At 50.6% G+C, this 15,918-nt stretch carries 13 protein-coding genes; 9 read left to right on the top strand and 4 right to left on the bottom strand.

Going from position 1 to position 15,918, the window contains the following annotated elements; translation table 11 throughout:
* The first annotated feature begins 5 nt into the window (after positions 1–5).
* From sufB to VFS25_RS22505, 6 genes are all read left to right on the top strand, one after another.
* Positions 6–1,451 (top strand): Fe-S cluster assembly protein SufB, encoded by a 1,446-nt coding sequence (gene sufB, locus VFS25_RS22530; protein ID WP_326464438.1) that lies wholly within the window; start codon positions 6–8, stop codon positions 1,449–1,451.
* Between the two features lie 41 nt (positions 1,452–1,492).
* Positions 1,493–2,248: a Fe-S cluster assembly ATPase SufC gene (gene sufC / locus VFS25_RS22525; RefSeq protein WP_326464437.1), complete on the top strand. Its 756-nt coding sequence runs from the start codon at positions 1,493–1,495 to the stop codon at positions 2,246–2,248.
* 113 nt (positions 2,249–2,361) lie between these two features.
* A complete protein-coding gene (gene sufD / locus VFS25_RS22520; RefSeq protein WP_326464436.1) occupies positions 2,362–3,654 on the top strand; it encodes a Fe-S cluster assembly protein SufD in 1,293 nt (430 codons plus the stop codon).
* Positions 3,655–3,757: 103 nt separating this feature from the next.
* Positions 3,758–5,008: a cysteine desulfurase gene (locus VFS25_RS22515; RefSeq protein ID WP_326464435.1), complete on the top strand. Its 1,251-nt coding sequence runs from the start codon at positions 3,758–3,760 to the stop codon at positions 5,006–5,008.
* Between the two features lie 13 nt (positions 5,009–5,021).
* Complete coding sequence (locus tag VFS25_RS22510) at positions 5,022–5,447, top strand: SufE family protein (RefSeq protein ID WP_326464434.1); 426 nt, start codon at positions 5,022–5,024, stop codon at positions 5,445–5,447.
* A gap of 20 nt (positions 5,448–5,467) precedes the next feature.
* Entirely contained in the window at positions 5,468–5,779 is a 312-nt protein-coding gene (locus VFS25_RS22505; RefSeq protein WP_326464433.1) for an iron-sulfur cluster assembly protein, read from the top strand.
* 122 nt (positions 5,780–5,901) lie between these two features.
* On the opposite strand, the gene VFS25_RS22500 is transcribed toward VFS25_RS22505, so the two are convergent.
* Positions 5,902–9,219 (bottom strand): DUF5107 domain-containing protein, encoded by a 3,318-nt coding sequence (locus VFS25_RS22500; RefSeq protein ID WP_326464432.1) that lies wholly within the window; start codon positions 9,217–9,219, stop codon positions 5,902–5,904.
* Positions 9,220–9,255: 36 nt separating this feature from the next.
* On the bottom strand, positions 9,256–10,680 hold the full coding sequence (locus VFS25_RS22495) for a sugar porter family MFS transporter (RefSeq protein WP_326464431.1): 1,425 nt from the start codon (positions 10,678–10,680) through the stop codon (positions 9,256–9,258).
* 614 nt (positions 10,681–11,294) lie between these two features.
* Here VFS25_RS22495 and VFS25_RS22490 point away from each other — a divergent pair.
* From VFS25_RS22490 to VFS25_RS22480, 3 genes are all read left to right on the top strand, one after another.
* Positions 11,295–11,564 (top strand): hypothetical protein, encoded by a 270-nt coding sequence (locus VFS25_RS22490; RefSeq protein WP_326464430.1) that lies wholly within the window; start codon positions 11,295–11,297, stop codon positions 11,562–11,564.
* Positions 11,565–11,755: 191 nt separating this feature from the next.
* Positions 11,756–11,971 (top strand): hypothetical protein, encoded by a 216-nt coding sequence (locus VFS25_RS22485; protein WP_326464429.1) that lies wholly within the window; start codon positions 11,756–11,758, stop codon positions 11,969–11,971.
* A gap of 186 nt (positions 11,972–12,157) precedes the next feature.
* Complete coding sequence (locus VFS25_RS22480) at positions 12,158–12,976, top strand: hypothetical protein (protein ID WP_326464428.1); 819 nt, start codon at positions 12,158–12,160, stop codon at positions 12,974–12,976.
* A gap of 130 nt (positions 12,977–13,106) precedes the next feature.
* Here the strand turns inward: VFS25_RS22480 and VFS25_RS22475 are convergent, their stop codons facing one another.
* Both VFS25_RS22475 and VFS25_RS22470 read right to left on the bottom strand, forming a co-directional pair.
* On the bottom strand, positions 13,107–15,341 hold the full coding sequence (locus VFS25_RS22475; protein ID WP_326464427.1) for a cation:proton antiporter: 2,235 nt from the start codon (positions 15,339–15,341) through the stop codon (positions 13,107–13,109).
* A gap of 72 nt (positions 15,342–15,413) precedes the next feature.
* Positions 15,414–15,872 carry a MarR family winged helix-turn-helix transcriptional regulator gene (locus VFS25_RS22470; RefSeq protein ID WP_326464426.1) on the bottom strand — a complete coding sequence of 153 codons (459 nt, stop codon included), beginning with the start codon at positions 15,870–15,872 and terminating at the stop codon, positions 15,414–15,416.
* Between the last annotated feature and the right edge of the window lie 46 nt (positions 15,873–15,918).

Genomic DNA, 15,918 nt, shown 5'->3' with positions numbered 1-15,918 from the left:
AGAATATGAGAAACAGTAATGAAATAATCGATGATATTGCCAACAAAGAGTATGAGTTTGGCTTTACCACCGATATTGAAATGGATATAGCGCCGGCTGGCCTGAACGAAGAAACCATCCGCTTTATATCAGCCAAAAAAGAAGAGCCGGAATGGCTGCTGGAATGGCGCCTGAAAGGGTACCAGGCATTTAAGAAGATGCAGATGCCCAGGTGGCAGCACTTTGAAATGCCCGAGATCGACTTTCAGAAGGTGTCTTACTATGCAGCGCCCAAGAAGAAGAAGCAGCTTGCCAGCCTGGATGAAGTAGACCCTGAACTGCTGGCTACCTTTGAAAAGCTGGGCATTCCGCTGAATGAGCAGAAGGCATTGTCCGGCGTAGCCGTAGATGCCGTGTTTGACAGCGTGTCCGTTGCCACTACCTTTAAAACCAAGCTGAAGGAAATGGGCGTTATCTTCTGCTCCTTCGGGGAGGCCGTAAAGGAACACCCGGACCTGGTAAAGAAATACCTGGGTTCTGTAGTGCCCCATTCCGACAACGTTTTTGCAGCACTGAACGCCGCGGTATTTTCCGACGGCTCATTCGTATATATTCCCAAGGGCGTACGCTGCCCCATGGAGCTGAGCACCTACTTCCGTATCAATGCGCAGAACACGGGCCAGTTTGAACGTACGCTTATTATTGCCGACGACAACAGCTACGTTAGCTACCTGGAAGGCTGTACCGCCCCTATGCGCGACGAAAACCAGCTGCACGCCGCCGTAGTAGAGCTGGTAGCCCTGGATCATGCGGAAATAAAATACTCCACCGTACAGAACTGGTACCCCGGTGATAAAGACGGTAAAGGCGGTATCTACAATTTCGTAACCAAACGCGGTATCTGCAAAGGCAACAGCAGCAAAATATCGTGGACGCAGGTAGAAACCGGCTCCTCCATTACCTGGAAATACCCCAGCGTAATACTGCAGGGCGACGACGCCATGGGCGAGTTCTACTCCGTGGCTGTTACCCGCAACAAACAGATAGCAGACACCGGCACCAAAATATATCACCTGGGCCGCAACACCCGCAGCCGCATTATATCCAAAGGTATCTCTGCCGGACAGGGAGATAACACCTACCGCGGCCTGGTACAGGTAGGTCCCCGCGCATACAACGCCCGTAACTTTACCCAGTGCGACTCGCTGCTGATCGGTAACCGTTGCGGCGCGCATACCTTCCCGTACATTGAATCCCGGAACAAAACCGCCACTGTGGAGCACGAAGCCACTACCTCCAAGATCGGGGAAGACCAGATCTTTTACCTGAACCAGCGTGGCATTGATACGGAAAAAGCAGTAGCGCTCATTGTGAACGGTTATGCCAAGGAAGTGCTGAACCAGCTGCCTATGGAGTTTGCCGTAGAAGCACAAAAGCTGCTGTCCATCACATTAGAGGGCAGCGTAGGATAATTAACGAAAAGAATAAAACACAGAGAAACATAAACAATATCATGCTGACGATTAAAAATCTGCACGCAGAAGTAGACGGAAAAGCAATACTGAAGGGGATAGACCTGGAGATCCGCAAAGGCGAGGTGCATGCCATTATGGGCCCCAACGGCTCCGGCAAAAGCTCCCTGGCTTCTGTGCTGGCAGGCCGCGAAAACTATACTGTCACACAAGGTGAAGTGATATTTGACGGCAAGGAACTGCTGGAGCTCTCACCCGAAGACCGCGCCCGCGAAGGGTTGTTCCTGGCATTCCAGTACCCGGTAGAAATACCCGGCGTGTCCAACATTAACTTCCTCAAGACCGCCCTGAACGAAATAAGGGCCTATAAAGGATTACCTCCTATGGAAGCCAAGGAATTCCTGAAGCTTACCAAGGAAAAACAACAGCTGGTAGAATTTAACGCCAACCTCATGAACCGCTCCCTGAACGAAGGTTTCTCCGGCGGTGAAAAGAAACGTAACGAAATTCTGCAGCTGGCCATGCTGGATCCCAAGCTGGGCATCCTGGACGAAACAGATTCCGGTTTGGACATTGACGCCCTGCGCATTGTAGCTGCCGGCGTAAACAAGCTGCGCAGCCCGGAAAAATCCTTCCTGGTAATTACCCACTACCAGCGCCTGCTGGAATACATTGTTCCGGATTTTGTGCACGTGCTGTACAACGGGCGTATCGTAAAAACCGGCACCAAGGAACTGGCGCTGGAACTGGAAGAAAAAGGGTACGACTGGCTGAAAGAGGCTGAGGTGCATGCCTGATTTAATTAATAATGAAGAATGAATAATTAATAGGACCGACGTAGATTGAACATCGCCTTAATTATTAATTATTCTTTATTAATTATTAATTATCATAATTATCAATTAAAGCAATGACGATTCCATTTTACCAACATATACTGGAAGGAGGTAACGGCCTTACCCCGAAGGAAGATGTGCTGTACGGCCTGCGGCAGGATGCCCTGGCGCGTTTCAGGACCCTGGGCCTGCCCGACATTAAAACAGAGGCCTGGCGGTACACCAACATCCAGCGGGTTTTAAAGGAGCAGCCCTTTATACTGCAGCAGCAGGCATTACCGGTAACCGCCGCCCAGCTGGCGCCGGCCTTTATACCGGAGCTCTCCTGCTACCGCGCGGTGCTGGTGAACGGGCACCTGCAGCCGGAGCTTTCCGACCTGCCGGATGCAAAAGACATCACGGTAAGCAAGCTAAGCGAAGCCACGCAGCAAAAAGGGTTCAAAGCCTTTTTTGACAAGCACCCTCACCTGGCCGACCAGCCCTTTGCCGCGCTGAACACCGCATTGTTTGCAGACGGCCTTTTTATTGAGCTTAAAGCAAACGCCGTACTGGATAAACCTTTACATATCATTCACGTATATACGCTTACACAGCACGCTTTCCTGCAACCCCGCCACCTGTGGATCGCGCATCCGCATGCATCGGCCACGGTAATAGAAAGCACCCTGGGCCTGCATAACGATGCAGTTGCCTTTGTGAACAGCGTAAATGAGGTAGTGCTGGAAGAAAATGCGGAGCTGTGGCATTACAACATCCAGAATGCCGCACAAAACAGCCGGCACGTAACCCACACCGCCGCACGGCAGGATGCTTACAGCCGCTACCACCACTATAGCTTTGCATTGCCGGAAGCTACCCTTATACGCAACAACACCAGCGTAGCATTGAGCGGCAGCTATACAGAAACAGACCTCCACGGCCTGTACCTGGCAAACGGCAACCAGCATGTAGACAATCATACTTTTGTAGACCACCTGGTGCCCAACTGCAACAGCAATGAGCTGTACAAGGGCGTGCTGCTTGATACCGCCAACAGCGTATTCACCGGCCGCATACATGTACACCAGGACGCGCAAAAAACAAATGCTTTCCAGCAGAACAACAACCTGCTGCTGAGCGAAAAGGCCACCATCAACTCACAGCCGCAGCTGGAAATATATGCAGATGATGTAAAATGCAGCCACGGTTTTACCGTAGGGCAGTTCAGCGATGAATCGCTGTTCTATCTCCGCTCCCGCGGCATTGGCGCGGAAGCAGCCAAGAACCTGCTGGTGAATGCATTTGCCTTTGACATCACCGACCAGGTGCATATACCCGCCCTGCAGCACTACCTGACAGAAGAGATCAGGGCGGTGATCAGTAATTAAGAATTGATAATTAATAATGAATAATGAAGACGTTCATTATTCAAAGGCACGCCGCCCCGTAATTATTAATTCTTCATTATTCATTATTAATTGAATTAAGCGTATGGACCACGCATCAGCAATAGCCGCACCCGCATTAGACGTAGCACGTATCCGGAAAGATTTTCCGCTGCTGCAGCAGGCCACCGTGTATGGATTGCCCTTAGTGTATTTTGATAACGGCGCTACTACGCAAAAACCGCAGGTGGTGCTGGACACACTGGAGCAGTATTATACCGGTTATAACAGCAATGTGCACCGCGGCGTGCATCACCTTAGCCAGCGCGCCACAGACGCGTATGAAGAAGCCCGCAAAACCGTAGCCGCTTACATTAATGCCCAATACAGCCACGAAGTTATTTTTACCAAAGGCACTACCGACAGCATTAACCTGGTAGCCAGCAGCTTTGGCCGTACCTTTTTACAGCCCGGCGATACCGTGGTAATATCTGCCATGGAGCACCACTCCAACATAGTGCCCTGGCAAATGATCTGTGAAGAGAAAGGCGCAACGCTGAAGGTAATACCCATTAATGAAAAGGGTGAGCTGCTGATGAACGAGTTCAGCAAACTGCTGGACGAGCGGGTAAAAATAGTGGCCGTTACTTATGTGTCAAACACCATGGGTACGGTGAACCCGGTAAAGGACATTATAACGCAGGCGCATGCACGCAATATACCGGTGCTGCTCGATGCCGCCCAGGCCATACAGCACATGAGTATAGATGTACAGGCCCTGCAGCCTGATTTCCTGGCGTTTTCAGGCCATAAAATATATGGCCCCACCGGCATAGGCGTGTTATACGGCAAAGCAGCATGGCTGAATAAAATGCCTCCCTACCAGGGCGGCGGCGATATGATCAAGACCGTAACCTTTGCCAAAACCATTTATAACGAGCTGCCCTACAAGTTTGAAGCCGGCACCCCCGATGTATCAGGCGCTATCGGGTTAGGCGCTGCGCTTAATTACCTGCAGCAGGTAGGGCTGGGCAAGATACAGCAATGGGAAGCGCAGCTGCAGGAATATGCCCTGCAGTCGCTGCAAGCCATACCTGGCCTGCGCCTGATAGGACAGGCCGCCCACCGCTCCGGCGCTATCTCCTTCCTGGTGGATGATATTCATCCCTATGACCTGGGAGAGCTGCTGGATAAACAGGGCATAGCCGTACGCACAGGCCACCATTGTACAGAGCCTTTGATGGACCTGTTTAAGATACCCGGCACAGTACGCGCCTCCCTCTCCTTTTACAACACATTTGAAGAAGTGGACAAGCTGGTAGCAGCCGTAAAAAGGGCCGTTGCCATGCTGCGATAAATAACAGACAACAATGACGATCAATGAAAAACAGGATGAGCTGGTAGCGGATTTTTCCATGATGGAAGAATGGATGGATAAATACGAATACATTATTCAGCTGGGAAAAGAGCTGCCGCTGATAGATGAAAAGTATAAAACAGACGATAACCTGATCAAAGGCTGCCAGTCGAGAGTATGGCTGCACACTGAGCTGAAGGATGGGAAGCTGTACTTTACCGGCGACAGTGATGCGGTGATCACCAAAGGCCTTATCAGCCTCATGATCTCTGTGCTTTCCGGCCAAACACCCAAAGACATTGCCGACGCAGATATTTACTTCATTGATGCCATTGGCCTGCGCAGCCACCTCTCCCCCACCCGCTCCAACGGTTTGCTAAGCATGCTTAAGCAAATGAAGCTGTATGCAGTGGCCTACATGGCAAAAATGGAAAGCTGAAACAACCTAAATTTTGCAATATGGAAGAACGTAGCTTACGGGATAAGATAGAAGACACGCTCAGAACCGTGTACGACCCGGAGATACCGGTGAATATATTTGAGCTTGGACTGGTATATGAAATAAAGATCGGTGAAAACAACCGTATAGGCATTACCATGACGCTTACCGCGCCCGGCTGCCCGGTTGCCGGCGATATTGTGATGGAGGTAGACCAGAAGATACGTGCTATTGAAGAGGTAAGTGATGTAGATGTACACCTTACCTTTGACCCGCCCTGGACTAAAGAAATGATGACAGAAGAGGCCCGCCTGGAACTGGGTTTCCTGTAACGGGCACGCTTCCCTGCTAACATATTAATACAAAGCGGCAGTCTGTCCTGCATGGCGCATAAATAAAACAGGCCGTCTTCTCAGCGAAGACGGCCTGTTTTATTTATTATCGCTTATTTTTCTTAGCTTATTTCCAATACCGGCTGCTGCAGCATTCCCAGGTGAATGTGCGCACCAATGTGATACTGGTCAGCAGTCAATATCTGCTCAAACATCTTTTTGGCCTGCTGCTTCTTTCCCAGTCCCAACTGTCCCAGGCCTACCAGGTAATGGCAGTGCAGGCGGTTGCGGCGGTTGAGGTCATCATCCCATATCAGCAGGTCCGGCAGCGACACGGCAAAATAATCGATCTTTACCTCATCAAACAAATGCTGCTCCCCGTAATCTGTCAGCTTGTTAAAACGGCTGTGCGCTTCTGCTGTGCGGTTTAGCTTTAACAAAGCCAGTCCCTGGTAAAAGATCTTGTCCGGCTGCTGATCGTTGTAATACATGGCGGCAGATGGCACAGACAGCCCTACAGCAGCGCGCTCCCAGCTGGCAACAGCTGCGGCGGTTTGTCCCAAACCGGCATAGGCGCAGCCGCTCCAGTAGTCAATATCATTTTCCTGCGCGCCATACAGCTTGCCTTCTCCCAGGTTATGCGGGTACTGGCGGGCCTTTTCCAGCAGCTGCAGCGCCTTCGTATAATCGCCTGCGTTAATGGCTGCTTTAGCCATGGAAATTAAGCTGTACTCGTACTGGAAGGTTACTTTCCCCTCTCCTCCTTCCCAGGGATGGAAGTTGCGTTGCATCAGCAGGTCATATGCCTCCTGGTGCCTGCCCAGCAGGTTATACAACGCAATCTTTTCCAGGTAAAGGTCGTCGCGGTCATTTACCAGCGCCGGGTATTTTTCCAACATGGCCAGGCGGGTGGCGGCAGGTTTGTTCAGGCGTTTATACAGCTGGTCCAGCTCCATGCAAATGCGGGCGTCGCTTTGGTCCAGCGCAAAGGCTTTTTCCAGGCTGGCCGCTGCTTCTGCAGGCTGGTTACGTTTGTTGTATAATGCCAGCGCCAGGTTACGGTGCACGGTAGTAAAGCGGTCGTCCAGCTGCCGCGCTTTTTCCCAGCAGGCAATGGCCTTGTCGTACTGGCGGAAGTGGTACCAGTAGTTGCCCAGGTAATAGGGCGCCCGCGCATCTCCGGGGTGCTGCTGTATGGCCAGCTGCAGCGCCAGGGCTGCCTCCTGCTGGTGCGGAAAGCAATAGTCCGGTGCAGCCTGCGCTGCTTTTTTCCAGTAGCCGTGGGCAGCTGCCGTGTCGCCGGCCTGCCAGGCAATGGCCGCCATAAAATACCACGCCAGCGGGTATACGTTATTTGTCTGCTGGTCTATGCCGGACTGCAGCAATGCCAGCGCTTCCTTGTGCATGCCGGCGGCCTGGTAGTCCAGCGCAAACTCCATGTAGTTATGAATATTTCCCCGTAGCAGCACCTGCATTTCCTGCAGCACTGCGGGGTCTTTTGTAAGCAGGTATTTTTCGTAGTGCGCACCGGTATTAAAGCGGTCCAGCTGCAGGGAGGCATTGGCCAGCTCCAGTGCTGCTGCCTGCTTGCCCTGCTGTCTTAAAATACTGATGAGCAAATGCCGGGTTTTATGATGGTGCCAGTTACCGTGCAGGGAGCGGGTGGCTTCATCCAGCGCAGCATCCCACTGTTCGCGGGCAGCGGAAATAAGGGCCAGCTGGTAATAACCTGCCGGCTGCCAGGCGGCATTCCAGGCGCTTTTGTAAAATGCGCCGTAAGCATCTGTTAAACGCTGCTGCCAGCGCAGGCACAGGCCCAGGTTATAATAAGGCTCTCCATCGTATGGATTCGGGTTACGGGCAGTTAAGGTATCAATAGCACGGCGGAAGCATTTTTCCGCTTCTTCCAGCAACAGGCGGCGCAGGTACCATTTACCCAGGGCGTTATTACAGCGCACATCCCCAGGGTCGCGGCGCAATCCCTCCTGGTAATAATCCACCGGGTTATAGGTAGCATGGCGGTATTGCTCCAGGTGAAGGCCGGTAAGGTACAGCTGCTCAATTTCCGCAATGTCGGCCGGCGCTTTTGCCGCGCGGGCGGCTTGCGGCATGGGTTGTACAGCCTCCGGCGCAGGCTGCCAGGCCAGCATTTGCCGGCCCTGCCGGTCATAAATACCTATGCGGTAACGGGTGCTGTCGCCCGCGTCCGGTAAGGCAATGGCGTGCTCCAGGTAGGCAGCCGGCGTAAGATCTGCTGTATGGCTCCATATTTCCGCACCCTGGTCGTACAGCACAATACGGCTTTGCGGAAAGCTGCCGGTTGAATAAAGTTTAACCGTTGCCGTTGTATTGCCGATCTCTAGGTTCAGCACCAGGTCTTTGCTGGCATTTTTTACCAGGCCTACCTGGCTGTAAGGCATAAAGTACTGGGTAAAGCGCTTTTCTTCGTAAGGCATCAGCCACGAAAAGTCCGGCTGGTTATCGGTGTACACGCCGCACATCAGCTCTATATACGGCCCGTCTTCATCTGTAAGGTTGCGGTCCCAGGCCAGGCCAAAATCACTGTTGCCCCAGGTCCACTGCTTTTTACCCGGCGATACATGGTGGTTAGCCACATGCAGCAAACCGCCCTGTGTATCATGCTCATAACCGCCTACAAAATCATAGCCGGAGGTAATGGCCATGTAAGACGTAGGCACCGGTATGTTGCGGTAGCGGGAAATATCTACCCCGGCGGAATAATCTACTTTGTAATAAGTGCCTGTAGCCACCGGAAAGCGTGACACATCGCGCTTACCATGGTCAAACACGGCATGTACATCCGGCGGAAATACGGACTGGTAGTGCTCATTCACATGCACCGCGGGGTTGGCCCACCATAAAAAAGTCTGGGGCAGCGGTGTGCGGTTATACAGCTGCACTTTTATCTCCATATACGCTTTATCGGGGTACAGGGTAAAGCCCGCCATACCCTTGGTGCGGAACATTCTTTCCAGCTCGCTGCACCATACGGTTACGCTGCCGTCGGGAAAATGCTCAATAGACCAGTCCACCGGCTCATAAGTACCGGGCCGGTGGTGCTGTGGCCAGTTGAATTCAATGCCTCCGCTTATCCACGGACCGGTAAGGCCCACCAGGGCTGGTTTTATGACCTGGTTATGATATACAAAATGCCGTTGCTTTATCTTATCATATGCCCGTTGTATACGGCCGCCCAGCTCCGGCAGTATCATAATCAGCAGGTAATCGTTCTCCAGGAACACGGCCTGCCATTCCTGCTCTGTTTTTTCGTCCAGTATCTTCTCTACTACCGGGTACGGGTATACGGCGCCGCTGCTGCCCTGGTAAACTCTTTTTTCCAGGAACACAGGGTGTTTTTCAGGCTGCCCGATGCCATAGGTGGGTATACGGACCGCCTGCTGCCAGGCTTTAACTTCCATAACAAATTGTTCTGTTTATAAGATGAATTACGCTTGTTAGTTTGCTGCAAAATGCCGGTCTGCCGGCGTAGCTGTAGTACCAATAGACTGCTCTATCTCCTCCAGTGTTTTGCCTTTTGTTTCCGGTAAAAAAGTGCGGATGAATATAAACCCTGCAATACAGATAACGCCATAACCCCAGAATGTGCCGGACGCGCCCAATGCGCTGTTCAGCAGGGGGAATGTGTAGGTAAGCCCAAAGCTGGCCGCCCACAGCGAAAGCGTGGCTATAGACATCATGCTGCCACGCAAACGGTTGGGAAATATTTCCGACAGCACCACCCAGGTAACCGGCGCCAGCGACATAGCGTAGCAGGCAATGGCCATTACCACCAGCAGCAGCAAAGGCCAGCCGCTGAAATGCATGAAGTACAGCAATCCCATAATGGCATATATCATGGCCAGTCCGCCGGCGCCTATAAGCATTAAACGGCGGCGTCCCCAACGGTCTACCGTATACATGGCTACCAGGGTAAATACCAGGTTTACGCCCCCGGTAATTACAATATTGAGCAGTATCTGCGATACGCCGTAGCCGGCAGCGGCAAATACTTCCTCTGCATAATTGAAAATAACATTAATGCCGCACCATTGCTGAAAGGCGGCAATGATAACACCAATCAGCAGTATGCGCGATATGCCCGGTTGCAGCAGCTGCTTTAAATGCACCCGGTTGTCACTGTCTGCTGTTTGTGCAATAGCCTGCAGTTCTGCCTGTGCATGCGATGCGCCGCCTATTTTGGTAAGCACGCGCCCCGCCTTTTCCGTATAGCTTTTGGTAGCCAGCCAGCGCGGGCTTTCCGGCAACCATATCAACAACAGCAGGAACAGCGCCGAAGGAACCAGCGCGGCCCAGAACATAATGCGCCAACCGGTTTGCCCGTTCCATGAGTTCAGTATAAAATCGTCTGTAGCGCCGTTAGGCACCGGCTCTGCAATCAGCCAGTTGAACAGCTGTGCAGCCAAAATGCCTATTACCAGCGTAAGCTGGTTAATGGAAACATATTTACCCCGCAAAGGCGCCGGCGTAACCTCTGCAATGTACATGGGCGACAGGTTAGAGGCCAGGCCAATACCTATGCCGCCGATAATACGGTACACCACAAAGCTTTGAAATGAATGCGCGGCCCCCGTAAGCCAGGAAGATACCAGGAACAGGGCTGCAGACAGCATGAGCAGTTTTTTACGGCCATAGCGGTCGCTCAGTATGCCTGAAATAGCCGCCCCTGCCAGGCAGCCTACCAAAGCGCAGCTCATGGCCCAGCCTTGTGCGGCCGGCGATTGCGTGATGCCAAAAAAGCGTTCGTAAAAAGGTTTGGCCCCGCCTATCACTACCCAGTCGTACCCAAAAAGAAAACCGCCCATTGCGGAGATCATGGAAATAATAAACAGGTAAAGATGGTTATACGTGTTGTTTTTCATAACAATGCTAAATTACATTATCCTACAGCCTGCTGACAATGGCAATTCTTCTCAATTTGATGGACAATTTTGCTGTTTTTACTCCTGCCGCCATGCCGTTTCTGGAAGTACCTTCACCTGCACCCTGGCAAGGCGCCTGCAGGATGTATTTCCCTGAAAGTAGCGGCGCCAAAAGGCCCGCCAGTTAACAAGTGCACCATATTTTCTCAAGTTATCTTGCAACCAGCCACTTTTTCTGCCTGTAAAATACCCCGGAAAGCTTGTTTTTTCTTATACGTAATTGTGCATGTTTTCCTGCTTGCCGGGGAGCACGCTAAAGATTGATTAACATTGCGATACAAAGCATCTCCGGGCTGAGCGCATGTTTTATAACAATAATATTGTCCATCAAACCTTACCTGCTGCTTTTCCTGCTATACCTGTGCCTGCTGTGCTTTGGGCTGGCCTGATGCTTGTGTAGGATATTATGAACAAAACGATATTACTATGCTTACATCATTGGTAGTACTTGGCATATTCCTTTTGTTAGTGATTATATACATTATATGGCCTTACCGTAGCAGGAAGGGTACTATGAAGGAAAACAAATAATCTTCACCTTAAAAAATCTAGTTATGCAAACGAAAAAACAAACCGGACCGGGGAACAACCAGAACAATGATCTGCGTGACCCTTCCAACAGTAAAAATTCAGGGCTTAATACACAGGACGACCAGGACTTAAGATCAAAGAATATTTCAAACGAAGACGAAGAAGATGAAGAGAATGATGATATTCCTGACCTGGATGAAACTGATCTGGAAGAAAATCACCTGACCACCGAAGAAGCAGATAACATAGAGTGGGATCCTGAACAGGATGAAAACAGCCGCAAGGGCCGGTAAGATATACATCATCCGTTAAGTAACCTCTCTTTGCACATGGATTGTAAATGTATTTCTCCGGTTACGTTTTTGGGGATTACGTTTACAATCCGTGTTTAAAACTCCACACTATTATTCCTCTCAACCGTACACCCCACTGCATACAGGGCATAAAAAAAACAAAAATTCAGTCACCCAAAAAAACAAAGCTTATGAAAAAGCATCTCACCATCATCGGCCTTGCGATGGCCTTTTGCGGCCTGGTAGCAGTTCAGGGAACCATGGCTCACTCCGTAGCCCCTGCCGGTTATTACCAACAGGATACTACCGTGAAAAAGCATAAGATGAAAGACAAAAACAAAATGCAGAAAAAAGACTGGAAAAAAAGGGACAGCACCAACCGCAGAGATTCTGTAATGAAACGCTAGCAGCATGTAAAATGAAAAGAATGAATAACGGCATGCGAGCGTATACCTGTTCCGTTGTTCATTCTTTTTTTATTGTGGCGGCAGGCCATCCTGCTTCTAGCACAAAAATGCCATATCAACATATTATTATTTTTAATTATTTTTGATCTGTCACTATTCCAATTTCCTATAACCGATTTTACACCTATGAAAACCAACAGCTTAAAGGAAGGGATGGCGATGCTTGCCACAATGGCCGTCATTGCTTTAACATCTTTCAGGAGTAACGACGATAGCGCGGCTAACCGCCCTTTCCTGCAAGCTATCAGCAGCCATGCCGGCAGCACGCTTATCACTTACAACAGCTGGCACGCCATCAGCCGGCTTACCCGCATACAGCATACAGGAGAAGAAACGTACACGGATGTACGCATACCGGTTTATGAAAGCGGACGTTTGGTAAGCACCTTGGTATCAGACAGGGCGAATGGCGACGACAGCCACCTGTTTGCTACTTTTGATTACAGTGCAGGCTATAGCAAAATAGAAAAGATCCGTTACTATACAGAGGGAACGGAACAGGGCTATGACTCACTGGTATATGATGCCGGCGGCCACATTGCGGAGCGCTACTTTTTCAGTAAAAACATTAACGGCCGGTTTGTTAATCATAATTACCAGGCATATACCTGGAACAAAGCAGGCAATGTAATTCAGCTGGATAATTACGGCAGAATGGCTTCCAGCGGCAATTTTGCCCTGGGCAGCACCGTGCTGTACACCTATGATAATAAACTGAACCCTCAAAAGCAGATAGAAGGGCTTTGTTACATTACTGATATAATGCCGGCGTTTTTATCCAACAATAATATTTTAACGGAAGAGGTTATTAGCGCGGAAAATGCGGAGAAAACAGCAACCCGTTATCAATATGAGTACAATACTGCGCAATACCCAACCAGCGTAACAGCCATTTATGGTGCAGACGGCCTGCAGGAAACCACGCAGCTGAGATACGATAATTAATAATTAATAGTTAATAATTAATAATTGTGGCGGTGTGTATGTGATTTAGCGTGGTGATTGTAAGGCTATTGTTAACGGGTATACACGCAACACTCAATTCGTAATTCGTAATTGATAATTCGTAATTGCCTTACGCGGTTGTTCGTTTAAAGAACTCCGACAGCCGCTTGTCGCTGCCTGCTACCCAAACAATATCTCCTTCCTCCAAAACGGTTGTTGACTCCGGGTTCAGGATGCGCTGCCCGCCGCGCTCTATGCCCAGCACCATTCCCTGTGTTTGCTCCCGGATGCCTGCCTGGCGGATGGTTTTTCCTAATAAAGGCATCCCGTTCTTTATCAGGTAACGGCGCAGCACAATATCATGCTCAGAAACAGATTTTCCCGGCGGGGCGCCTGCCTCCTCTTCCAGGAAGCGGTTCAGCTGGTTAATTTGCTCGTCCGTACCTATAACGGTTACTACATCGCCGGGGTATAAACGTTCGGTGCCCCCGGGCGCCGCCAGCTGCTGCCCTCCCCTGCGGATCAGCGCCAGGTTGGTGCCAAAGCGCTCGCGCAGGGCCAGCTCCTGCAGGGTTTTACCCACAGCCGGGGAAGTTGGCTGTATGGCTATTACAGCCAGGTGCGCATCCCACGGGGCCAGCACCTGTTTGTTGATGCCTCCCACCCGGGTTTCCCTTTCATTAAAGTTGGAAAAGAAGCGGGCCTCAATAGAAGTATAGAATGTTTGCAGCCTGCGCGACATTACCAGCAGCAAACCAATAACACCCAGGGTAACCAGCAGCGCCACAGCAGTGGAAAAAAAGCGGTCTACAAAAAAACCGATGAGCATCACGGCCAGGGCCACCCGCAACATACGTAGCAGCACCAGCGGGCCACGGTACTTCTTTTGCCGCCATATATTCGCCGATGCCTTGCTGGTAGCGCCCCGGAACACCAGCGCCCACAGGAAAGGAGATAATACCAGCAGGGTAACCAGCGCGGTGGCTATGCGCGCCCAGTGATGATCCGGTGTATTGCCGCCGGTCATGGGCAGCACGTAATAGGCCGCCAACAGCACAATGGCTATAATAATCACGGAAAACAACACGATGTTCATGAAATAAGCGCGCAGCAGCAGCTTCCAGTCGCTCACTGCCGATATGGTTTGCGTGGCTGCGCTGTACCGGTTCAGCGTGGTTTTCCACCGGTGCGGCAGTATGGCGGCAACACGCGCATATACCGGTGCTGATACTTTAATAAGGAAAGGCGTGGTAAAGGTAGTAACTGCAGATACCGCTACTGCAATAGGGTACAGGAAATCGCTGGTTACGCCCAGGGTAAGCCCCAGGGTTGCAATGATAAAAGAGAACTCCCCTATCTGCGCCAGGCTCATACCTGCCTGTACAGCGGGCTTCAGCGGCTGCCCCGATACCAGGGCGCCTATGGTGGTGCTAAGCGTTTTACCCACTACGGTAATAACGGTGATAATAGCCACCGGCCCTGCATATTTAACGATCATAGCCGGATCGATCAACATCCCTACTGATACAAAGAACACGGCGCCAAACAGCTCTTTGACCGGTTTTACCATGTGCTCTATTTTCTCTGCCTGGGTGGTTTCGGCCAGTATGGAGCCCATCACAAAAGCGCCCAGCGCAGGGGAAAAGCCCGCCGCTGTGGCCAGTACCACCATAAGCAGGCATAACCCTATGGAGGTAACCAAAAGGGTTTCCTCGCTCATTAAATTGCGGGTGCGCTTTAATAATGTGGGCAGAAAAAAGATGCCGGCTACAAACCAGATAATCAGGAAAAACAACAGCTTTACCACAGCGCCCAGCATTTCCATACCGGCAAACTGCCGGCTGGCCGCCAGGGTGGATAACAGCACCAGCAGCACAATGGCCACCAGGTCTTCCACCACCAGGATGCCAAATACCAGCCCGGCAAACTGCTGGCCCTTAACGCCCAGCTCTTCAAATGCACGTATAATAATGGTAGTGGATGATACGGAAAGAATGCCGCCCAGGAAAATACTGTCCATAGCGGACCAGCCTAATAAACGGCCGGCTGCATAGCCTAACAGCAGCATAATACCTACTTCTATTACAGCGGTAATGGAGGCGCTGCCGCCTACTTTTATCAGCTTGCGGAAGCTGAACTCCAGGCCCAGGCTAAAGAGCAGGAAAATAACACCTATCTCCGACCAGGTTTGAATATTGGCTTCGTCTGTAACAGTAGGCACCAGCGATACGTGCGGTCCCACCAGCAGCCCGGCCACAATATATCCCAGTACCAACGGCTGCTTTAACCTTTTAAAAATGAGGGTGGTAACGGCCGCGGCTGCCAGTATTAAAGCCAGGTCTGTAATAAGCGGGGGTAAATGCATTAGCGAATTAATAATTAACAATTAATAATGAATACTAAATAAACAATGATTGCTACAATAATTAATTGTCAATTATTCATTATTGCGTATTTTATCCAGCAGGTCGCTTAACAGTTGTGCCTCTTCTGCGGTAATGCGGGTGGCAAGATCGTCATAAAAAGCTTTCATGGGAACCTCCAGCTCTTCCAGCAGCTCCAGGCCCTGTTGAGTAATGGTAATGTCCATTTTGCGGCGGTTGTATTCGCAAAGCTGGCGTTTTACATACCCCTGCTTCACCAGTTTGTCGAGCAAACGGGTTACATCGCTGGCTTTATCCAGCAGCACCTCTTTAATTTCCCCGGCAGAAACCGGTTTGGGATGCCGGCCTTTAATAATGCGCAGCGCATTAAAATGCTGAGGCAGAATGTCGTACTTCCTGAAAATTTCCGCATTTGCATCCCGAAGCCAGTTGCTGGTGAAAATAAGATTGACCAGAACTTTATGAAAATTATTGGTGAATTTCCCTTGTTTAATGGCTTCTTCTATTCTCATATGAGCCAAAGTTAACAAAAACGCAACAGACGTTGTAACGGATTAC

The organism is Chitinophaga sp. (assembly GCF_035761305.1).
Taxonomy (GTDB): domain Bacteria; phylum Bacteroidota; class Bacteroidia; order Chitinophagales; family Chitinophagaceae; genus Chitinophaga.
The sequence above is the reverse complement of the archived record's forward strand: the minus strand, read 5'-3'. Positions and strand labels throughout refer to the sequence as shown.